At 71.2% G+C, this 20,059-nt stretch carries 17 protein-coding genes; 7 read left to right on the top strand and 10 right to left on the bottom strand.

All coding sequences use genetic code 11. From position 1 onward, the window contains the following. Positions 1-22: 22 nt before the first annotated feature. The 7 genes from ACEN9J_RS18130 (at position 23) to ACEN9J_RS18100 (ending at position 8,776) form a co-directional block, all read left to right on the top strand. Positions 23-718 carry a response regulator transcription factor gene (locus ACEN9J_RS18130; protein ID WP_057596169.1) on the top strand — a complete coding sequence of 232 codons (696 nt, stop codon included), beginning with the start codon at positions 23-25 and terminating at the stop codon, positions 716-718. After that, on the top strand, positions 715-2,121 hold the full coding sequence (locus ACEN9J_RS18125) for a sensor histidine kinase (RefSeq protein WP_057596170.1): 1,407 nt from the start codon (positions 715-717) through the stop codon (positions 2,119-2,121). Before ACEN9J_RS18130 ends, ACEN9J_RS18125 begins: the two co-directional genes overlap by 4 nt. Before the next feature lie 107 nt (positions 2,122-2,228). Further along, positions 2,229-3,278, top strand: coding sequence for an NADP-dependent oxidoreductase (locus ACEN9J_RS18120; RefSeq protein ID WP_413761699.1), 1,050 nt, complete (start codon positions 2,229-2,231; stop codon positions 3,276-3,278). A gap of 199 nt (positions 3,279-3,477) precedes the next feature. Further along, entirely contained in the window at positions 3,478-4,017 is a 540-nt protein-coding gene (locus ACEN9J_RS18115) for a fimbrial protein (RefSeq protein ID WP_057596172.1), read from the top strand. 252 nt (positions 4,018-4,269) lie between these two features. Beyond that, positions 4,270-4,995: a molecular chaperone gene (locus tag ACEN9J_RS18110; protein WP_413761698.1), complete on the top strand. Its 726-nt coding sequence runs from the start codon at positions 4,270-4,272 to the stop codon at positions 4,993-4,995. Between the two features lie 29 nt (positions 4,996-5,024). Beyond that, positions 5,025-7,736 (top strand): fimbria/pilus outer membrane usher protein, encoded by a 2,712-nt coding sequence (locus ACEN9J_RS18105; RefSeq protein ID WP_413761697.1) that lies wholly within the window; start codon positions 5,025-5,027, stop codon positions 7,734-7,736. Beyond that, positions 7,733-8,776 (top strand): fimbrial protein, encoded by a 1,044-nt coding sequence (locus tag ACEN9J_RS18100; RefSeq protein WP_057596175.1) that lies wholly within the window; start codon positions 7,733-7,735, stop codon positions 8,774-8,776. Before ACEN9J_RS18105 ends, ACEN9J_RS18100 begins: the two co-directional genes overlap by 4 nt. An 80-nt stretch (positions 8,777-8,856) precedes the next feature. Here the strand turns inward: ACEN9J_RS18100 and ACEN9J_RS18095 are convergent, their stop codons facing one another. From ACEN9J_RS18095 to ACEN9J_RS18050, 10 genes are all read right to left on the bottom strand, one after another. Beyond that, entirely contained in the window at positions 8,857-9,180 is a 324-nt protein-coding gene (locus ACEN9J_RS18095) for a hypothetical protein (RefSeq protein WP_261215558.1), read from the bottom strand. Between the two features lie 115 nt (positions 9,181-9,295). Further along, positions 9,296-10,447, bottom strand: coding sequence for an SLC13 family permease (locus tag ACEN9J_RS18090; RefSeq protein ID WP_413761696.1), 1,152 nt, complete (start codon positions 10,445-10,447; stop codon positions 9,296-9,298). Beyond that, a complete protein-coding gene (locus ACEN9J_RS18085) occupies positions 10,444-11,685 on the bottom strand; it encodes an MFS transporter (protein ID WP_413761695.1) in 1,242 nt (413 codons plus the stop codon). The genes ACEN9J_RS18090 and ACEN9J_RS18085 overlap by 4 nt, the downstream gene beginning before the upstream one ends. A gap of 18 nt (positions 11,686-11,703) precedes the next feature. After that, entirely contained in the window at positions 11,704-12,435 is a 732-nt protein-coding gene (locus ACEN9J_RS18080; RefSeq protein WP_057593992.1) for a hypothetical protein, read from the bottom strand. A 147-nt stretch (positions 12,436-12,582) separates the two neighbouring features. Then, complete coding sequence (locus ACEN9J_RS18075) at positions 12,583-13,941, bottom strand: sigma-54-dependent transcriptional regulator (RefSeq protein ID WP_413761694.1); 1,359 nt, start codon at positions 13,939-13,941, stop codon at positions 12,583-12,585. Further along, positions 13,926-15,386 carry a sensor histidine kinase gene (locus tag ACEN9J_RS18070; protein WP_413761693.1) on the bottom strand — a complete coding sequence of 487 codons (1,461 nt, stop codon included), beginning with the start codon at positions 15,384-15,386 and terminating at the stop codon, positions 13,926-13,928. The genes ACEN9J_RS18075 and ACEN9J_RS18070 overlap by 16 nt, the downstream gene beginning before the upstream one ends. A 37-nt stretch (positions 15,387-15,423) precedes the next feature. Further along, on the bottom strand, positions 15,424-16,956 hold the full coding sequence (locus tag ACEN9J_RS18065; RefSeq protein WP_413764578.1) for a class I adenylate-forming enzyme family protein: 1,533 nt from the start codon (positions 16,954-16,956) through the stop codon (positions 15,424-15,426). Between the two features lie 176 nt (positions 16,957-17,132). Next, positions 17,133-18,116 (bottom strand): lipoyl synthase, encoded by a 984-nt coding sequence (gene lipA, locus ACEN9J_RS18060; RefSeq protein ID WP_057593988.1) that lies wholly within the window; start codon positions 18,114-18,116, stop codon positions 17,133-17,135. An 11-nt stretch (positions 18,117-18,127) separates the two neighbouring features. Then, positions 18,128-18,823 carry a lipoyl(octanoyl) transferase LipB gene (gene lipB / locus ACEN9J_RS18055; RefSeq protein WP_209546163.1) on the bottom strand — a complete coding sequence of 232 codons (696 nt, stop codon included), beginning with the start codon at positions 18,821-18,823 and terminating at the stop codon, positions 18,128-18,130. After that, positions 18,820-20,052: an MBL fold metallo-hydrolase gene (locus ACEN9J_RS18050; RefSeq protein WP_413761692.1), complete on the bottom strand. Its 1,233-nt coding sequence runs from the start codon at positions 20,050-20,052 to the stop codon at positions 18,820-18,822. The genes lipB and ACEN9J_RS18050 overlap by 4 nt, the downstream gene beginning before the upstream one ends. Positions 20,053-20,059 lie beyond the last annotated feature (7 nt).

The following is a 20,059-nucleotide window of genomic DNA, read 5'->3' as shown; positions in this document are numbered from 1 at the left end:
GGCCAGGAGGCACAATCCGCCCATGCCGCGCATCCTGCTGATCGACGACGACGAGCATCTCGGCGCGCCGCTGGCGAGCTACTTCGCGCGCTTCGGCTGCACGCTCGAGAGCGCGGTGCGGCCCAGCGAAGGCCTGGCGCGGCTGCGCGCCGAGAGCTTCGACGCCGCCATCCTCGACGTCATGCTGCCCGAGATGGACGGCTTCGCGCTGTGCCGCGAGATCCGCAAGGAAAGCGACATCCCGATCGTGATGCTGACCGCGCGCGGCGAGGTGATGGACCGCGTGGTCGGCCTCGAGCTCGGTGCCGACGACTACGTGCCCAAGCCCTTCGAGCCGCGCGAGCTGGTGGCGCGCGTGCAGACCATCCTGCGGCGCCAGCGCGTCGCGCCGCCCGCGGCGGCCGCGTCGCAGCAGCGCGTGTTCGACGGCCTGGCGATCGACCTCGACCGGCGCCTGGTGCTGCGCCAGGGCGAGCGCGTCGACCTCACCGGCACCGAGTTCGAGCTGCTGGCGCTGCTGGCGGCCGAGCCCGGCAAGGTGTTCAGCCGCGACGACATCCTCAACCGGCTGCGCGGCCACGAGGCCGAGCTCTACACGCGCGCTGTCGACATCGTGGTGAGCCGCCTGCGCAAGAAGCTCGAGCCGCTGGACTGCATCAAGACGCTGCGCAACGCGGGCTACGCGCTGGCCGTGGCGCCCGGCGAGCCTTCTTCATGAACTTCCGCCGCAGGGAACGCCGCGATCGCGAGGGCGCGTGGCATGCCTTCGCCTGCCGCCGCGACGAGCTGCACCGGCAGTGGCATGCGCAGTGGCACGAGAAGGTGCAGGGCAAGCGCCGCTGGCGCCGCTCGCTGCGCATACGGCTGGTGATGATGTTCGTGCTGCTCGCGGTGGTCATGACCGGCGTGTTCCTCGCGGGCATGAAGAAGTCCTTCTCCACCGGCTGGGCCGAGGCCGCGCAGCCGATGCTGGTCGACTACGCCGACCGGCTGGTGGCCGAGCTCGGCACGCCGCCCGACGTGTCGCGCGCGCAGGCGCTGGTCGACCGCCTGCCGATCACCATCCGCATCGTGGGGCCGACGGTCAACTGGGATTCCAATCCCGGCGAGCACGGCACGCGCGGCGGCTGGATGCGCGACCACGACGAATCGATGTGGGGCGACAAGTGGTTCATCCGGCCCACGGCCGACGGCCACCGCGTGATCTTCGGCTGGGCGCCGCGGCTGTGGCAGATCGCGCCGCGCGCGGCCGGCTGGGCCACGCTGAGCCTGCTGCTGCTGCTCGTGGTGCTGGGCTATGCCTACGTGAGCCGGCTGCTGCGGCCGCTGATCGACATCCGCGAGGGCGCGCAGCGCTTCGGCCGCGGCGACTTCGAGCGACCGATCCCGGTGCGGCGCAACGACGACATCGGCGACCTCGCGGAACACATCAACACCATGGCCCACGACATCCAGGCCATGCTCGATGCCAAGCGCGGCCTGCTGCTGGCGCTGAGCCACGAGCTGCGCTCGCCGCTCACGCGCGCGCGGCTCAATGCCGAACTGCTGCCGTCCACGGCCGAAGGCCGGGCCGAGCGCGAGGCGCTGCTGCGCGACCTCAACGAGATGCGCGACCTGATCAGTGACCTGCTCGAGAGCGAACGGCTCGCGAGCCCGCACGCGGCGCTGCAGCGCGAGCGCATCGACCTCGCGGCGCTGGTGCGCGAGACCGTGGCCGAGATGCCGGCCGCGCGCGAGGTCCACCTCGACCTCGCCGAGGGCCTGCCGGCCCATTCGGTGGATCGCATGCGCATCCGCCTGCTGGTGCGCAACCTGCTGGACAACGCGCTGCGCTACAGCACCGAGGCGCCGCGTCCGCCGAGCGTGTCGGTGCGCGCCGTGCTCGAGGGCCAGGCGCAGGGCGTGGAGATCGAGGTGCGCGACTTCGGCCCGGGGGTGGACGAGGCGCAGCTCGAGCGGCTGACCGAGGCCTTCTACCGCACCGATGGCGCGCGCCAGCGCGCCACCGGCGGCGTCGGCCTGGGCATGTACCTGTGCCGGCTGATCGCCGAGGCGCACGGCGGCAGCCTGCGGGTGCGCAATGCCTCGCCGGGGCTGCAGATCGTGGTGCGGCTGGGCTGAGCGCGGGCCTGGCTGTCGCCTGCGCTACGCGCTGCCTGGAGCGGCGCGGCTAGCATGCGCCGCATCCGCCACACCGGGGCGCGGGCCCCATCTCCAGGAGACGCTTCATGACCGACACCACCGCACTCGTCAACCACCAGGTCCGCCTCGCCAAGCGTCCCGAGGGCGCCGCCACGCGCGAGCACTGGCGCTTCGGCAGCGAGCCCGTGGCCCAGCCGGCCGAGGGCGGCGTGCTGGTCAAGACGCTGTCGCTGTCGCTCGACCCGGCCATGCGCGGCTGGCTCAACGACGCCAAGAGCTACATCCCGCCGGTCGAGATCGGCGCCGTGATGCGCGCCGGCGGCATCGGCCGCGTCATCGCCTCGAAGAACCCGCAGTTCGCGGTCGGCGACACCGTCTACGGCACGCTCAACGTGCAGGAATACATGCTGATCCCGCAGGAGGAGATCAAGCGCAACGGCCTGGTGAAGATCGACCTGCGCGTGGGCAGCATCACCCAGTGGCTCAACGTGCTGGGCATGCCCGGCATGACCGGCTACTTCGGCCTGATGGACGTGGGCCAGCCCAAGGCCGGCGAGACCGTCGTGATCTCGGGCGCCGCCGGCGCGGTCGGCCAGACCGTGGGCCAGCTGGCCAAGATCAAGGGCTGCCGCGTGGTCGGCATCGCGGGCGGCGAGGCCAAGTGCGACTGGGTGGTCAAGGAGCTGGGCTTCGACGCCTGCATCGACTACAAGGCCGGCGCCGCCGCCGTGCGCGACGGCCTCAAGCAGCACTGCCCCAAGGGCGTGGACATCTACTTCGACAACGTCGGCGGCGAGATCCTCGACCTCGTGCTGGCGCGCATCGCGCGCAAGGCCCGCATCATCATCTGCGGCGCCATCAGCCAGTACAACAACGCCAACAGCATGCCTGCGGCCGGCCCGCGCAACTACCTGAGCCTGCTGGTGAACCGGGCCCGCATGGAAGGCATCGTGGTGTTCGACTACGCCGACCGCTATCCCGTGGCCATTGCCGAATTGGCCGGCTACCTGAAAGATGGGCGCATGAAGAGCAAGGAAGACATCGTGCAGGGCCTCGATACCTTCCCCGAGGCCCTGAACCGGCTCTTCAGCGGCGCCAACTTCGGCAAGCTGGTCCTGCAGGTGGCGACCGAGTGATGACAGCTGGGTAGTATTTGGCAAAACTTTCGTATCGAAAAGTTCGCGATTGGCTTTAGTTCACAAACAGTTAGTTAACAATGTCAACCACTGTCAACTGAGGCCAAATGCACTTCTTCTCCTAGGAATTGATTAATAGACTGCGCTCTGCCTTGTAAAGGCATGTAGTCCTTTTGTTAACAATCCCCAGGGAATTCAGATGCGTAAAAGTTTCTTCAAGCTGGCGGCTCTGGCCGCTGTTGCCGGTGCGCTGTCTCAAGGCGCGATGGCTGCCGACGGCACCATCAACTTCACGGGCGAAATCGTCGATGCGCCCTGCTCGATCTCGCCGAACAGCCAGAACATGACCGTGCCGCTGGGCAAGGTCGCGCGTACGGTGCTCGACGGCGGCAAGGGCAAGAAGGCCACGCCGTCGAAGTTCACGATCGACCTGCTCGGCTGCGGCGCCACCGCCAAGGGCGCGACCGTGTCGTTCACCGGCACGCCCGACCTCGACGACGCCACCACCCTGCGCCTGGCGAATGCCGGCCAGGTCGGCGTGACCACCGCTTCGGGCGTGGCCATCGAGCTCGGCGATTCCGCCGCCACCAAGATTCCGCTCGGCTCGGAATCGGCGCAGTACGTTCTGGGCCAGGGCGACAACGCCCTGAAGTTCCAGGCCGTGTACGTGTCGACCAAGGACACCGTGACGGTCGGTCCGGCCAACTCGGTGGCCCAGTTCACGGTCAACTACAAGTAAGCCGCTGACGCGGGATCCGGCCCCTGCCATCGCGCGGGCGCCGGCCGGATTCCGCTCCGGACCGACGCGGCGCGGCGACCTCGCGTGGGCGCGCCGCATCGGCCGGTTTTTTCCATCACCCGTCTTTTTTCCGCCGGTGCGCCGCGTGCGCCGCCGTGCTGGGGTGCGCCCGGACGCCAGCGTCCACCGCACCGAGGAACCCGTCGTATGTGCAGCAAGAATCGAATTCGTTGGACCCTGGGCATCGTGGCGATGCTCTGCCTTCAATGGCCGGCCGCGGCGGGCGTGATGCTCGGTGGCACGCGCGTCATCCTGGGCGAGAAGGACCGCGAAGCCTCGATTCCGGTGAAGAACACCGGCACCTCGCCCTACGTGGTCCAGGCCTGGATCGACGCCGGCGAAGGCAAGAACAAGACCCCGATGCTGGTCACGCCGCCGCTGTCGCGGCTCGATCCCGGCATGGAGAACATCCTGCGCATCATGCGCGTGGCGGGCGAGCTGCCCGCCGACCGCGAGTCGGTGTTCTGGCTCAACGTGAAGGAGATCCCCGAGCGCTCGAAGGACGAGAACGTGCTGCAGATCGCGGTGCGCAGCCGCATCAAGCTGTTCTACCGGCCCAGCGGCCTGGGCGGCAAGTCCGAGGAGGCCCGCGCGCAACTGCAGTGGGCGGTGGCCGGCGGCGCGCAGGGCGCGGTGCTTCGGATCGGCAACCCGACGCCCTACCACGTGACCTTCACCGGTCTCAAGATCAACGGCGGCCAGCAGGACATCAACGCCGACATGGTGCCGCCCTTCGGAGAGTCGGTATATCCGCTGACCGCGGTGAAGGCGCCGCAGGCGATCCAGGTCAACTTCACCACGCTCAACGACTACGGCGGCGAAACGCCCGAGGAGCTGGTGCGCGTGCCCGCGGGCGATGCGCCGGTGGCCGTGAAGGCCGAGCTCGCTCCGGTCGCGGCGGACGGCGCGAAGCGCTGAGGAAGGCGAGCCGAGCCATGCGCCGCCGCGTGCCCACTTTCCCCGCGCTGCGTCGCGCGCCGGTTGCCGCCGCGCTGCTCGCGGGACTCGGCATGCATGGCGTCCAGGCCACGCCCGCGCCGCAGAAGCAGCAGCTCGCCGCCTCGAGCTTCAACGAGGAGTTCCTCGGCATCGGCGGCGACCAGCCCCATGCCGACCTCTCGCTGTTCTCGTTTGGCAACCGCGTGCTCGCGGGCAAGTACACCGTCGACGTCTCGCTCAACGAGCGCGGCGTGGGCCAGAGCGAGGTCCGCTTCGAGGACAGGGAAGGCACGAACGACGCGGTGGCCTGCCTCACGCGCGGCCTGCTCGAGGGCTGGGGCGTGAACGTCGCCGTGTTCCCCGCGATCGCCGGCGCCGCCGACGAGGCCTGTATCGACCTCGCCAGCGCCATTCCCGAATCGAAGCTCAGCTACGACGCCGGCCGCCAGCGTCTGTTCCTGAGCATTCCGCAGGCCGCGCTCAAGCGCAGCGCGCGCGGCGCCGTGGGTCCCGAGAAGTGGGACAAGGGCATCACCGCCTTCATGCTGGACTACCAGCTCAACTACTCGCGCTTCAGCGGCAGCAACTACCGCAACGACACCCCGCTGGCCAACCCGCAGCTCAACGTCTTCGACGCGGCCGACCCGTTCAACCGCAACCGCAACACGCTCCAGCGCAACACCTTCTTCGCGGGCGTGCGCGCGGGCTTCAACATGGGCGACTGGCGCTTTCGCCACTACTCGACCTACAACCGCGGTCTCGACGGCAAGAGCCGCTGGCAGGGCGTCACCAGCTACGCGCAGCGCGACCTGGCCTCGATCAACGGCCAGCTGCTGATCGGCGACGGCAACACGCCCGGCAACTTCTTCGACAGCCTGCCGTTCCGCGGCGTGCAGGTGTCCTCCGACGACGCCATGCTGCCCGACAGCCTGCAGGGCTACGCGCCCACGATCCGCGGCATCGCCCAGACCAATGCGCGCGTCACCGTGCGGCAGAACGGCTACGTGGTCTACAGCACCTTCGTGGCGCCCGGGCCGTTCGTGCTCGACGACCTCTATCCCACCGCCTCGAGCGGCGACCTCGAGGTGACGATCACCGAGGCCGACGGCCGCCAGACCAGGTACACCCAGGCCTTCTCGGCCGTGCCGACCCTGCTGCGCGAGGGCACCTGGCGCTATTCGGCCACCGTGGGCAAGTACCGCAACGGCTACGACAGCGTGAACACCAACCCGCTGCTGCCGAGCCAGGCGCCGGCCGAGCCGGTGTTCCTGCAGGCGACCCTGGCGCGCGGCCTGCCCGACGAGTACTCGGTGTATGGCGGCCTGATCGCCGCGCGCAAGTACCAGTCGGGCCTGGTGGGCGTGGGCAAGAACATGCGCGCCTTCGGCGCGGTTTCGTTCGACCTCTCGGCCGCGCGCACCGTCGACCGTTTCGACAAGACCTACAACGGCCAGTCGCTGCGCTTCCTCTATTCGAAGGCCTTCGTCGACTCGGGCACCAACTTCCGCGTGGCCGGCTATCGCTACTCGACCAGCGGCTACCGCACCTTCCAGGAGGCGGCGCAGATGCAGGGCCTGCTGCTGCCCGACAACTTCAACAGCCGCCGCAACGAGCTGCGCTTCGAACTCTCGCAGCAGATCGGCAGCTGGGGCTCGGTGTTCGCCTCGGCGCGTCAGCAGACCTACTGGGGCACGCCCGCCAAGGACCGGCTGGTGCAGATCGGCTACTCGGGCAACTACAAGCAGTTCGGCTACAGCGTCTTCTACAACTACAGCACCAACAACGGCGGCATCAACACCTTCGGCTCCGGCACGGCGCGCCCGGTCAACCGGCAGCTCATGGTGATGATCAGCATCCCGCTGGGCGACACGCGCGCCAGCGCGCAATACACGGTCACTCGCGACAGCGACGGGCGCCTCAGTCAGCAGGCCAGCGTCTACGGCAGCGCCTTCGAGGACAGCCGGCTCAACTACAACGTCACCGCGGGCCACTCGAACATCGACAGCCAGGGCTCGAGCGGCAGCGCCAGCGCGAGCTACCTGTCGCCCGTGGGCCGCTTCGACCTCGGCCATTCGCAGGGCAAGGGCTATGGCCAGACCACCTTCGGCATGTCGGGCGGCCTGCTCGCGCATGGCGGTGGCGTCACCTTGTCGCAGCCGCTGGGCGAGACCGTCGCGCTGGTGCAGGCGCCCAAGGCCGGCGGCGTGGGCTTCGAGTCGCAGCCGGGCGTGGCGACCGACAGCGCGGGCAATGCCGTCATCCCGAACCTGAGCCCGTACCGGCTCAACCGCCTCGCGCTGCGCACCGGCGACCTCGGCGACACCGTCGAGGTGAAGAACGCGGCAATGGAAGTGGTGCCCACGCGCGGCGCCGTGGTGGTCGCGAAGTTCGAGACCTCGGTGGGTTTCCGCCTGCTGATGACGCTGAGCGACGCGAAGGGCCGGGCCTTGCCGCTGGGTTCGAAGATCGAGAACGAGGCGGGCCAGGAGGTCGGCATCGTCGGCCCCGACGGCCAGGCCTTCGTGACCGGCGCGGGACAGAGCGGCAATCTCACGGTGCGCTGGGGCCAGGGCGCGAGCGACCAGTGCACGGTGGCCTACAGCCTGCCCGAGGAGGCCAATCCGCCGCCGATCCGCGAGCTCGCGGGGCAGTGCGCCGCCAGTTCGCAGGACAGCGCGGCGCTGTTCAAGCCGCAGGCAATGAAGAAAGAGGCGAAATGACCCGCAGCAATCCGTCGGGCGCGATGAAGGCGTTCTTCTCTTCCCCGTTGCGTCGCGGCGCTTCGCTGATCGCGGGGCTCGTGCTGCTGGTGGCCGCGCAGGAAGCGAGTGCCTATTGCCAGCTCAACACCGCCAATGGCTACGTCGTGAAAGACATCAACATGGTGGTGGGGCGCATCGTGGTGGACCCTACCTGGCCCGTGGGTTACCTGATCAAGGAGGCCCGTTTCCCCATCTACGAGGCGGGCAAGAACAACACCCCCTTCGACTGCTCCACCGGGTCCGGCACGCTGCGTGGCGAGATCAACCGTGCATCGGTCGGTGCCGAGTGGTCCGGCAAGGAGAAGGTGTTCGCCACCAGCGTGCCGGGGATCGGCATCCGGCTGCTTCGACGAGGTATCGGCAATTCCCCCGACACCTACTACCCCCACACGCTGTCCGGCGTCTTCGGCGCGTTTGCCACGAATGCCGACTTCGTGGTCGAGCTCTACAAGATCGCTCCCGTCACCGGCAGCGGTCCGCTGGTCAGCGGGATCTACACCACCTACTCCGGCGACCGTGGCGGCTCGGCGGTGACCACGCGCGTGGTCGGCGACGCCATCACCATCGTCACGCCGACCTGCAGCGTGGACACCGGCTCGAAGAACATCCCCGTGCTGTTCGGCAAGGTGCCGCAAAGCGACTTCAAGGGCCGCGGCACCACCACGGCCGAGCGCAACTTCAACATCAGGCTCAACTGCAACGCGGGCGTGGGCACGCAGAACACCGTCTACCTGCGCATGGACGCCACGCCCGACCCGGCCGGCGACGCGGGCGTGCTGCGCATCACCCAGGGAGGTACGAGCACCGCGACCGGGGTGGGCATCCAGGTCATCGACGGCAAGAAGGTGCCCGTGAAGTACGGCGACGACGCGCTGGTGGGGCCGTCGAAGGATGGCGAATACCTGCTGCCTTATACCGCGCGCTACTTCCAGACCGGCAATGCCGTGACGCCGGGACAAGCCAACGGCATCGCGACCTTCACGCTGGACTACAAGTAACTGGGCAAGGCGATCCGCAAGATGGATGCGCCGGGCCCGGTGAGCACCCGGGCCGGCGAGCGGCCGTCGCCGCTTCGTGCTCAGCCCAGGTCCGGCCGCATCGGAATGTCGCCCATCGCGTCATCCTCGCGCAGCCCGCGCGCGGCCTTCAGCAGCTCGATCGACAGTCCGTCGCCATGGCCCGCGAAGCCCTGCGCGATGCCCTCCAGCGCGGTCGAGAGTCCGAGTTCCCCGTCGGCGCGCGCGTCCATGCTGATGTTGAGCACGCGCGCCGCCATCTGGCGGTAGGTGACGGCGCCCGCGCCCTCGAGCGCCGCGACCAGGTCGAGGTACAGCGCGAGGTTCATGTCGAACACGAGCTTGGGGGTGATCTCGAAATCCTCGTTGTTGTTCTTCTTGTCCATGCGATGACTCCTTTCTTCGGGAGTCACCACTCTAGCCACAAAAAGCGCGCGCGCCCGTCGGACACGGGCGATGTTGTGCCGCGTGCACGCATCCGGGGCCGCGCCCGCGCCGCGGTCATCCCAGCCGCAGCAGCAGCGCCGAGGCCGCGCACACCAGCAGGAAGGGCACGCTCAGGCGGTGGAACTCGCGCAGCCCGTGGGGCAGCTTCGCGAGCCGCAGCGCGATCAGGTTGGCGAGCGAGCCCAGCACGCAGCCGAAGCCGCCCACGCTCACGCCAGCGGCCAGCGCCGGCAGGTCGTGCACGTAGCGGTCGAGCAGGATGGTGGCCGGCACGTTGCTGATGAATTGCGAGCTCACGATCGCCGCCAGGTAGGCGCGCCAGCCTTCGGCGATCGGCCATTGCGTCATCAGCGCGGCGATGAAGGGCAGCTCGGCGAGCTGGCGCAGGTCGACGAACATCAGCGCGATGATCGCGAGCAGCGCCCAGTCGACGTCGCGCAGCACGCGGCGCTGGAACAGCAGGTAGGCGCCGAACACCACCGCCAGGCCCGCGGCCAGCCAGTGCCGGTCGAGCGCGACCACGAAGCCCACGAACAGCAGGCCCGACAGCGCCAGCAGCCGCGGCTGCACCGGCGCGCTGTCGGCCGCCGGCTTGAGCGCGATCGCGGTGCGCGGCACCAGCAGCCAGACGGCGGCGAACAGCCAGAACAGCATCACGCCCACCGTGGGCGCCATCATCCCCATGAAGCCCGCGAAGCTCTCGCCGCTGCGGTGCCACAGGTAGAGGTTCTGCGGATTGCCGATCGGCGTGAGCGCCGAGCCCGCGTTGACCGCCAGCGCCTCCAGCACCACCAGCCGTGCCAGCGGCAGGTGCGCCTGGGTGGCGAGCACGCGCGTGAGCGGCACCAGCAGGAACAGGCTGACGTCGTTGGTGACCAGCGCCGACAGCACGGCGGCGCTGGCCACGAGCAGCAGCGCGAGCCGGCGCAGGTCGGTGGTGCGCGCCAGCAGGCGCTGCGCGGCCGACTGCAGCACGCCGCTCTTCTCCACGCCCTGCGTGATCGCGAGCAGGCCCGCGAGCGCGCCCACGGTCTGCCAGTCGATCAGCTTGAGCCAGTCGAGCGGCGCGCGCGGCCGCAGGAAGGCGAACAGCACGGCCACCGCCACCAGCACCCAGAGCAGGCCGTTGCCGCCGCCCTCTTGGGGCGAGCTGGTGTCCGCGGAGGCGGTGGCGGGGGGCAGGGCGGACGCGGTGTTTTTGGTCATGGAGCGGCGGTGGTCAGGGCGGCGGGAGCGTGCGCGGCACGCACTTGCCGCCCCCGAGTTTCGGGCATGGCGAGCGCGAACAGCGCGAGCGCCGCGGCGGCGATGGCCGCGAGCACGACGAAGGCGCTGCCGTAGCCGGCCGCGTGCGCGATGCTGCCCGCCAGCAGGTTGCTGAGCGCGGCACCCAGCCCGACGCAGGCCGCGCCCAGGCCGAGCGCGAAGTTGAAGTGGCCGCTGCCGCGCGTGAGGTCGCCGATCATCAGGGTCAGCATCACGCCGAAGATGCCCGCGCCGATGCCGTCGAGCACCTGCAGCGCGAGCAGCGCGGCGGGGCTGTCGGCCAGCAGGTAGAGCAGCCCGCGCACCGGCAGCACCGCGAAGCCGACCAGGAACACCGGCTTGCGCGCGAGCCGCGGCGCCCAGCGTCCGACCGCCATCGCGATCGGGATGGTCACCAGCTGCGTGACGATCACGCCGGCCGACAGCCACAGCGTGGCCGCGGCGCCGGTGCGCGAGCCGACCTTCTGCGCCACCAGCGTCAGCATCGCGGCATTGGCGAGGTGGAACAGGAAGGCGCAGGCCAGCAGCACGACGAGGCGGCGGTCATGCCAGCGGACGGTGCCGGGCGCGGCATCGGGCAGCGCATCGGCGCCGCGTGCCAGCCGTGGATCGACGTCGCGGTCGCGGATCAGCAGCGCCGCCGCGATGGTCGGCAGCGCCATCGCCACCGCATAGAAGAACATCGCGCGCGGGCCGAAGGCATGGCCGACCCAGCCGGTGCCCAGCGCCCACAGCACCGTGCCGGCCGCGGTGATGGCGGCGTTGCGGCCGATGCGCGCGTCGAGGCCGGCGCGGCCCACCATGCCGAGGCTGGTGGCCGCGAGGGCGGGCGCGACCAGCGTGCCCGCGGCGCCGATCAGCGATTGGCCCGCGAGGATGGTGCCGTAGAGCGGCCACTGGGCCATCGCCACCAGGCTGAGCGCGATCAGCGCGACCGCGCCCGCGATCCAGCGCGGCTTGCGGCGCACGCTGTCGATCAGCGCGCCGGCCGGCGCCTGCACCGCCAGCCCGACCAGCGCCGAGACGAACATCACGCTGCCGATGCGCTGCGGATCCCAGGCCAGCGTGCCGGCCATGAAGACCACCAGGAAGGGGCCGACGCCGCCCTGGATGTCGGGTGCGAAGAAGGCCAGCGCATCGAGGGCGCGCAGGCTGCGGCGGGCGGGCGTGGTCGTCATGGCGGGGCGAGCCGAGGATCAGGAAGCCGGGCCGCGCGGGGCAGGGCGCGGACCCGGCCCCATGCCCGGGCCCGGACGTGGACCGCGCAGCACCTCGGCGACCGTGTCCGCCGTCGGGCCCAGGCCGGTGGCCTCGAGCGCCGTGCCCTGCGCGCCGCGCGTGCCCCAGCCGCGCGCATGGAGCTCGGCGCCCGGCCGCAGCTGGCCGCGGTACATCGCGCCCACGTGCGGCGGGAAGCGCACGATGGTCTGGTCGGCCAGCAGCACGCCGTTCACATCGCCGCGGTCGGTGTAGAGCAGGCGGTCGATGCGGCCCTGCGCGCTCAGCGCGTCGAGCGCGCCCGGTTCGCGCGGCGGCCGCGGCGGCGCCATGCCGGGCGCGGGCGGGGTGTCGGCCAGGCTGCGGCCGTTGGCCTCGAGCGAGCGCATGCGCAGCACCGGCACGCCGGGCGCGCGCCAGCCGCCGACCTGCACCGTGTCGCCGGGCCGCAGCAGCTGCATCGCGTCGGCCGACAGGTGCGGCGGGAACGCGACCTGGGTGCCGTCGGCCAGCAGCAGGCCGTCGGCCTCGCCGCCGGGGTTGAGCAGGAAGCGCTGCACGCGGCCTGTGACGACCGTGCCGGCCTCGGGCGCGGCGGTTGCGGCGCCCGGGGGCAGCGGAGCACCGGGCGGCGGGGACGGCAGTTGGGCGAAGGCCGTGCCGCCCGCGAGCAGGAAGGCGGCGGCGATGAAGGGGGGGCGGACTGTCATGGGAGGCTCCTTGCGGGTGGATGTCCTCAAGACATCTCACGCGACGTGCCAGCACCGAAACCCTTTGAAATCAACGACTTGCGAGCGCCGCCGCGGCGGCATCCGGATGATCCGGGGACAGCGGTCGTCCGCTTTCCGGACACCGCGTCATTCGAGGCCGTACTGCGTCAGCTTGCGATAGAGCAGTTGGCGGTGGATGCCGAGCCGGCGCGCGGCCTCGGCCCGGTTGCCTTGCGCTTGCGCGAGCGCATGCGCGATCAGCAGCCGCTCCAGCCTTTCGACGGCCACCGGCAGTTCGGCCTCGAGCCAGTCCGCGGGCAGCGCCGGCGCGGCATCGACGGCCGGCGCGGCACCCAGCGCGGCGGCCAGGTCGGCCTCGCCGATCACGCGGTGCCGCACCAGCGCCTGGCAGCGCTCCATTGCATTGCGCAGCTCGCGCACGTTGCCGGGCCAGGGATGGCCGAGCAGGCGGCGGGCGGCCTCGGCCGACAGCGACTTCGGCGGCTCGGTCGCATCGCGCGGGACCGCGCGGCGCAGGAAGTGCTCGGCCAGCGGGATGATGTCGGCCAGCCGCTCGCGCAGCGGCGGCAGGCGGATCGACAGCACGTCGAGCCGGTACAGCAGGTCCTCGCGGAAGCGCCCCTCGCGCACGGCCGCGCGCAGGTCGCGGTGGGTCGCGGCGACCACGCGCACGTCGACCTTCACCGTGCGGTGCCCGCCCAGCGGCGTCACTTCGCCCTCCTGCAGCGCGCGCAGCATCTTGGCCTGCACGTCGAGCGCCATGTCGCCGATCTCGTCGAGCAGCAGCACGCCGCCGTCGGCCGCGCGAAAGCACCCGGGCCGCTCGCCGGTGGCGCCGGTGAAGGCGCCGCGCACATGGCCGAACAGCTCGCTCTCGAGCAGCTCCTTCGGGATGGCCGAGCAGTTGATGGCCACGAAGGGCCCGCCGGCGCGCGCCGAATGGCCGTGCAGCGCGCGCGCCACCATCTCCTTGCCGGTGCCCGTCTCGCCGAGCACCAGCACTGGCATCGCGCTGGCGGCCGCCAGGCCGATGCGCTTGTGCACTTCGCGCATGGCTTCGCTCGGCCCGATCAGTTCGGCGTCGTCCTCGTCGTCGGGAGCGCTGGCGGGCGCGGCGGCCGTGCGCTGTTGCAGCGCGCGCTCGAGCACCTCGCGCACCGCCTCACGGCCGATCGGCTTCGCCAGGTGGTCGAAGGCGCCCAGGCGCATCGCCTCGATGGTGTTGCCCGCGCTCGAGAACGCGGTGAGCACGATCACCGGCGGCAGCCTGCCCGCGCGGGCGCGCAGCGCCGAGAGCGTCTGCAGGCCGTCCATGCCGGGCATGCGGTGGTCGAGGAACACGGCGTCGAAGCGCGTGCGCGCGAGCGCCTCGAGGGCCTCGGCGCCGCCGGCCACGGCCGTCACGCCGTGGCCCAGGCCCTCGAGGGTTTCGGCCAGCGTGTCGCGGAAGGCGTCGTCGTCGTCGACGATCAGGAGGTGCGCCATGGAAGCTCCAGTTCGAAACGGGTGCCCGGCGCCAGCGGCAGGTGGCGCAGCTCGCCGCCATGCGCCAGCGCCACCTCGCGCGCCAGCGCCAGGCCCAGGCCGGTGCCGTCGGCGCGGCCGGTGGCGAAGGGCTCGAACAGGCTGGCCTGCAGCGACTGGGGCACGCCCGCGCCGTCGTCGTCGACGCGCAGCGCCAGCGTGCGTGCATCGGGTTGCACCGCCGCGAGCACGACCTCGCCGCCGCGCGGCGCATGGCGCACGGCGTTGTCGAGCAGGTTGTCGATGGCGCGCGCCAGGTGCACGGGGTCGAACACGGCGCTGTCGGGCGCCTCGTGCCGCAGCACGAGCCGCACGCCCGCGGCCTCGGCCTTCGGCGCCACGGCCGCCAGCCGCTCCTCGAGCCAGCGCGCGAGCGGCACCGGCACCGGGGCCAGCGTCACGGGCTGCACCAGCGCCAGCAGGCTCTGCACCAGTCCGTCGAGCCGGTCGATCTGGCCGACGATGGCCTGCAGCGCCGGGCCCTGCCGTTCGGGCGAGGCGGCCAGCGCGTTCTCGGCCTTCAGCCGCATGGTGGCGATGGGGTTGCGGATCTCGTGCGCGATGCCGCCCGTCATGCGGCCCAGCGCGGCCCGCCGCGGGTCGGGGCGGCGCGGCTGCGCGGCCGCGCGCAGGTGGGCGCGCGCCTCCTCGAAGCGCAGCCGGTAGCGGTTGAAGCCGTCGACGATGCGGTCGAGCTCGCGCACGCCGGTGCGCGGCAGCTCGGGCATGGCGTCGCCATCGGCGTCGGCCCGCGCCAGCCGGCTCTCGAGGCGCTGCACATGGCGCAGCCCGCGCAGCAGGATCGAGCCCAGCCACAGGCCCGAGGCCAGCACCAGCAACAGCAGCACGCCGAGCCCGGTGCGCAGGCTGTCCTGGGCCGCGAGCGCGCCGCCGTTGGTGCGCGTCATGGTCCAGGCCGCGAGGTCGTCGGCCGGCGCCGGCAGCGGGCAGGCCGAGACGATCAGCGCCTCGCGGCTGCCGCGCACCACGTCGGTCTGCGGCTGGCGGGTGCGCGCCGCGAGCTGCGCCAGCTGGGCGATCAGCGGCTGCTCGGCCGCGGGCACGTCGCGCTTGACGCCGCTGCCCTCGTAGGTCGGGTAGGCATAGGCCAGCGGGCCGTCGACCGCATGCCAGACGCCGCCCTCGACATGCGGCGCCTCGATCAGCACCAGCTGCAGCAGCACGCGCAGCAGGTCGAGTTCGGGCCGCGGCGGGGCGGGCTTGGCGATCGACCTGGCGTAGCGCGCCGCGATCGCGCGGCAGGACTGCTCGGTGGCGGCGCGTCCGGCCGCCACCTGGGCGCCCGCGCTGCTGCGGTAGAGCGTGAACATCACGACCGCGAGCGCCGCGCACATGCCGAGCAGCAGCACCCAGAAGAAGACCAGTTGACCGCGCAGCGATTTCATCTGCCGCGATCCTGCCCGGTCTTCACGGCGCGGCGCGTCAGCCGCGGACGCGTTCTCTCAGCTCGCGCTTGAGCACCTTGCCGATCGCGCTGCGCGGCAGTTCGTCGATCAGCTCCAGGCCCGCGAGCCGCTGCGTCTTGCCGAGCTGGGCATTGGCCCACTGCAGCAGCGCGTCGCCGGGGGTGGCATCGCCCTCGCACCGCACCACGAAGGCCACCGGCGTCTCGCCCCATTGCTCGGAGGGCACGCCGACCACCGCCACGTCGGCCACGGCCGCATGGCCGCGCAGCACCGCCTCGAGGTCGCTCGGGTAGATGTTGAAGCCGCCGCTGATGATCATGTCCTTCTTGCGGTCGAACAGCGTGAGGAAGCCGTCGGCGTCGAAGCGGCCCACGTCGCCGGTGCGGATGAAGCGCTTGCCCGTCGCGTCGAACCACTCGGCCTCGCGCGTCTTCTCGGGCTGGCGGTGGTAGCCGGTCATCATGCCGGCCGAGTGGCCGACCACCTCGCCGGCCACCTCGGTGTCGCCCGCCGGCAGCTCGCGGCCTTCCTCGTCGATCAGCCGGATGTCGCTGCCCGGTGCCGGCTGGCCCACGGTGTGCAGCTTGGTCGGATGCAGGTGGGCCTCGAGGATGCAGGTGCCGCCGCCCTCGGTCATGCCGTAGAACTCGATCAGCCCGCCGGGCCAGCGCGCGAGCACGTCGGCCTTGAGCGCGGCATTGAAGGGCGCGCTGGTGCTGAACTTGAAGCGGTAGGCCGAGAGGTCGTGCGCGTCGAAGCGTGGATGCGCCATCAGCCGCTGGTACTGCACCGGCACCAGCATGGTGTGGGTCACGCGGTGCCGTTCGGCCAGCTGCAGGTAGCCGAGCGCGTCGAACTTCGGCATCAGCACCACGCAGCCGCCGAAGGCCAGCGTGGGGAAGAACACGACCAGCGTGGTGTTGGAATAGAGCGGCGTCGACAGCAGCGTGACGGTGTGGCTGTCGTACTCGTACTTGGCACCGCGCTGCACGTGGGCCCAGCGCATGCCGTGGCCCTGCACGATGCCCTTGGGCTCGCCCGTGGTGCCCGAGGAATAGATGATGTTGAAGGCCGTGCCGGGCTGTACGTCGGCGGGCTCGGGCGTGGCGCCTTCGGGCGCGAGCCAGTCGGCCAGCGAGCGGCCGACGGCCGAGCCGTCGAGCGCCACGCGCGCGATGCCGCCGGGCTGCGCCGGGCCGATCACCTCGGCCGCGCCCGCGTCGGCGAAGAGGATGCGCGCATCGGCGTCCGAGATCATGCGCGCCAGGCTGGCCGGCGTGGAGCCCGGGGCCAGCGGCGCCACCGCCACGCCCGCGCGCAGCGCGCCCAGGAACACGGCCGCGTAGTTCACCGACGAGGCGGCGCAGACCGCGATCGCGTCGCCGGCGCGCAGGCCGTCGCGCTGCAGGCTGGCGGCGATGCGGTCCATCAGCGCGTCGAGCGCGCGGTAGTCGAGCTGCTGCGCGGCGTCGGCGAGCGCGGGCCGCTCGGGGGTGTTGTGCGCGTGGAAGCGGATCAGGTCGGCGATCACGCCGAAGTCGCGTTCCATCAGGGCCTGAAAGGAAGCGTCGGAAGAAGCGGAAGCGGGTTGCTGCAAGGTCGGTCCTCGGTCGTTGCCGGTCGTGCAGGATAGCGAAGATGCCCGGCGCCCGGTGAGCCCGAGGCGACGGGCCGCGCCATGAAAAAAGCGGCCCGGAGGCCGCTCGTTGCAGGGGCTCGCGCGGCTCAGACGCCGGCCGCGTGCGCCTGCTGGTCCGCGTGATAGCTCGAGCGCACCATCGCGCCGACGGCCGCGTGCGAGAAGCCCATCTTGTAGGCCTCTTCCTCGAACATCTTGAAGGTGTCGGGGTGCACGTAGCGGCGCACCGGCAGGTGCGAGCCCGACGGCGACAGGTACTGGCCGATGGTCAGCATGTCGATGTCGTGGGCGCGCATGTCGCGCATCACTTGGAGGATCTCCTCGTCGGTCTCGCCGAGGCCGACCATGATGCCGCTCTTGGTCGGCACGTCGGGGTGCAGCGCCTTGAACTTCTTCAGCAGGTTGAGGCTGAACTGGTAGTCGCTGCCCGGGCGCGCTTCCTTGTACAGGCGCGGCGCGGTCTCGAGGTTGTGGTTCATCACGTCGGGCGGCGCGGCCTTGAGGATCTCGAGCGCGCGGTCGTCGCGGCCGCGGAAGTCGGGCACCAGGATCTCGATCTGCGTCATCGGCGAGAGCTCGCGGATGTTCCTGATGCAGTCGACGAAGTGCTGGCTGCCGCCGTCGCGCAGGTCGTCGCGGTCGACGCTGGTGATCACCACGTACTTCAGGCGCAGCTTGGCGATGGTCTTCGCGAGGTTGAGCGGCTCGTCCTTGTCGAGCGGATCGGGGCGGCCATGGCCCACGTCGCAGAAGGGGCAGCGCCGCGTGCACTTGTCGCCCATGATCATGAAGGTGGCGGTGCCGTTGCCGAAGCATTCGCCGATGTTGGGGCACGAAGCCTCTTCGCAGACCGTGTGCAGGTTGCTCTCGCGCAGGATCTGCTTGATCTCGTAGAAGCGCGTGGTGGGGCTGCCGGCCTTGACGCGGATCCACTCGGGCTTCTTGAGCACCTCGCCCTGCTGGATCACCTTGACGGGGATGCGCGAGAGCTTGGCCGCGGCCTTCTGCTTGGCCAGCGGGTTGTAGGTTTCGGCGCTCTGGGCGTCGCGGACGACTTCGGTGGTGCTCATTGGAGTTCTCGTCAAGGCGCCAGGAAAGTACCGAGCTTGCGGCCCAGCACGGCGGCGGCTTCTTCCCATGTGGATTGGACGCCGATTGTAGAAAGGTCGACCGTTTGCAGCCCGGCGTAGCCGCAAGGGTTGATTCGCGAGAAGGGTTCGAGGTCCATCGCGACGTTGAGCGCCACGCCGTGGTAGGTGGCGTGGCGGCTGACCTTGATGCCCAGCGCGGCGATCTTGCCGAGGCCGCGGAACGGGTCGTGCGCGGGCCGCGGGCCGGTGAGGGCGGCGTGCGAGAACGGGTCGTCCAGGCGCACGTAGATGCCGGGCGCGCCCGCCACGCGGTGGCCGGTGACGCCGAAATGCGACAGCGTGCGCAGCACCGCCTCCTCGAGCCGGTAGACGTATTCCTTGACGAAGTAGCCCGCGCGGCGCAGGTCGATCAGCGGATAGGCCACCACCTGGCCCGGGCCGTGGAAGGTGACCTGGCCGCCGCGGTCGGTCTGCACCACGGGGATCTCGCCGGGGTTGAGGATGTGGTCCTGGCGGCCCGCGATGCCCTGCGTGAAGACCGGCGCGTGCTCGCAAATCCATAGCGCGTCGGGCGTGTCGGGCGTGCGTTCCAGCGTGAACTGCTTCATCGCGGCGAAGGTGGCGGCGTAGTCGACGCGGCCTTGCCAGTCGAGGGCGATGGGGGGCGCTGCGGTGTCGGTGCTCATCGTGGGGGCTGCCGCTCGGGCAGGGTGCGGGTCTCGCCGATGGCGAGCGTGAAGAAATCGTCGGCGGCCACGCCCTGGGCCTGGCGCGCGGCGGCGAGGTCGCGCGGCGGCTGGTCGAGCGCCTCGTCGGTCAGCGCGAAGGTGCCCCAGTGCACGCCCAGGCTGCGCTTGGCGCCGAGTTCGCGGTGGATGCGCACGCTCTCCTCGGGATTCACGTGCTGGTCCTTCATGAACCAGCGCGGCTCGTAGGCGCCCACGGGCAGCAGCGCGAGGTCGAAGCCGCCGCCCTGGGCCGGGCCCTGGCGCGGCGCGAAGCGGGCCTGGATGTCGGCGAAGTCGCGCGAATAGCCGGTGTCGCCCGAATAGAAGAGCTGCAGCTTCGGCGACAGCACGGCGAAGCCGCCCCACAGCGTCTTCAGCCGGTCGCCGAGGCCGCGCGCGCTCCAGTGCTGGGCGGGCGTGAGGAAGACCTGGGTGGCGTCCGTCGTGGCCGCGAGGCCCGCGCCGTTGCGCTGGATGCGCACCTGCGAAGCCTGCGGCGGGGCGCTGCCGGCGCCCGTGCCGGCCGGCAGCTCGAGGCTGTCCCACCAGTCGAGCTCGACCGCGTTGACGATGCCGCGCTCGGCCAGCCAGGGCGCGATGCCCAGCGGCACCACGAACAGCGGCGATCCGCCGGCCTGCGCCGCGAGCGCCTTCACGCTGGCCTCGTCGAGGTGGTCGTAATGGTTGTGGCTGATCAGCACCAGGTCGATGCGCGGCAGCTCGGCCAGCGCCAGGCCCGGCGGCTGGAAGCGCTTCGGGCCCGCGAAGGACACCGGCGAGGCGCGCTCGCCGAACACCGGGTCGGTCAGCAGGTGGAGGCCGCCGGTCGCGGTCGGCAGCTGCACCAGCACGGTGGCATGGCCGATGAAGGTGGCGGTGGGGCGCATCGGCTGCGCCGTGGCGTTGGCGCGCAGCAGCGCGAGGTCGGGCTTGACCACCGGCGGCGGCGCCTCGGGCGCCTTCGGCAGGCCCTTGAACCAGGACGGGATCTGCCAGCGCACCAGCACGTCGATGAAGAAGTTCTTGGGCTGGAACTCGACGTAGTTGTCCTGGAAGCCGTCGGGCCGGTGGTGCGGGCGGCTCGCGTCGTAGTAGGGATTGGGGGCGGTGGAGCAGGCCACCGCCAGGCCGCCCGCGCACAGCGCGGCCGCGAGGTGCCGCCAGCGTGTCAGCGCGGAACGCGGCATCGCTCGC

The organism is Variovorax sp. Varisp41, from assembly GCF_047325085.1.
GTDB lineage: Bacteria > Pseudomonadota > Gammaproteobacteria > Burkholderiales > Burkholderiaceae_C > Variovorax.
The sequence above is the reverse complement of the archived record's forward strand: the minus strand, read 5'-3'. Positions and strand labels throughout refer to the sequence as shown.

Bases quoted from the DNA above. Each gene is read 5' to 3' on its own strand.
- ACEN9J_RS18130 (WP_057596169.1), top strand. From the start codon at position 23: ATGCCGCGCATCCTGCTGATCGACGACGACGAGCATCTCGGCGCGCCG.
- ACEN9J_RS18125 (WP_057596170.1), top strand. From the start codon at position 715: ATGAACTTCCGCCGCAGGGAACGCCGCGATCGCGAGGGCGCGTGGCAT.
- ACEN9J_RS18120 (WP_413761699.1), top strand. From the start codon at position 2,229: ATGACCGACACCACCGCACTCGTCAACCACCAGGTCCGCCTCGCCAAG.
- ACEN9J_RS18115 (WP_057596172.1), top strand. From the start codon at position 3,478: ATGCGTAAAAGTTTCTTCAAGCTGGCGGCTCTGGCCGCTGTTGCCGGT.
- ACEN9J_RS18110 (WP_413761698.1), top strand. From the start codon at position 4,270: ATGCTCTGCCTTCAATGGCCGGCCGCGGCGGGCGTGATGCTCGGTGGC.
- ACEN9J_RS18100 (WP_057596175.1), top strand. From the start codon at position 7,733: ATGACCCGCAGCAATCCGTCGGGCGCGATGAAGGCGTTCTTCTCTTCC.
- ACEN9J_RS18095 (WP_261215558.1), bottom strand. From the start codon at position 9,180: ATGGACAAGAAGAACAACAACGAGGATTTCGAGATCACCCCCAAGCTC.
- ACEN9J_RS18090 (WP_413761696.1), bottom strand. From the start codon at position 10,447: ATGACCAAAAACACCGCGTCCGCCCTGCCCCCCGCCACCGCCTCCGCG.
- ACEN9J_RS18085 (WP_413761695.1), bottom strand. From the start codon at position 11,685: ATGACGACCACGCCCGCCCGCCGCAGCCTGCGCGCCCTCGATGCGCTG.
- ACEN9J_RS18080 (WP_057593992.1), bottom strand. From the start codon at position 12,435: ATGACAGTCCGCCCCCCCTTCATCGCCGCCGCCTTCCTGCTCGCGGGC.
- ACEN9J_RS18075 (WP_413761694.1), bottom strand. From the start codon at position 13,941: ATGGCGCACCTCCTGATCGTCGACGACGACGACGCCTTCCGCGACACG.
- ACEN9J_RS18070 (WP_413761693.1), bottom strand. From the start codon at position 15,386: ATGAAATCGCTGCGCGGTCAACTGGTCTTCTTCTGGGTGCTGCTGCTC.
- ACEN9J_RS18065 (WP_413764578.1), bottom strand. From the start codon at position 16,956: ATGGAACGCGACTTCGGCGTGATCGCCGACCTGATCCGCTTCCACGCG.
- lipA (WP_057593988.1), bottom strand. From the start codon at position 18,116: ATGAGCACCACCGAAGTCGTCCGCGACGCCCAGAGCGCCGAAACCTAC.
- lipB (WP_209546163.1), bottom strand. From the start codon at position 18,823: ATGAGCACCGACACCGCAGCGCCCCCCATCGCCCTCGACTGGCAAGGC.
- ACEN9J_RS18050 (WP_413761692.1), bottom strand. From the start codon at position 20,052: ATGCCGCGTTCCGCGCTGACACGCTGGCGGCACCTCGCGGCCGCGCTG.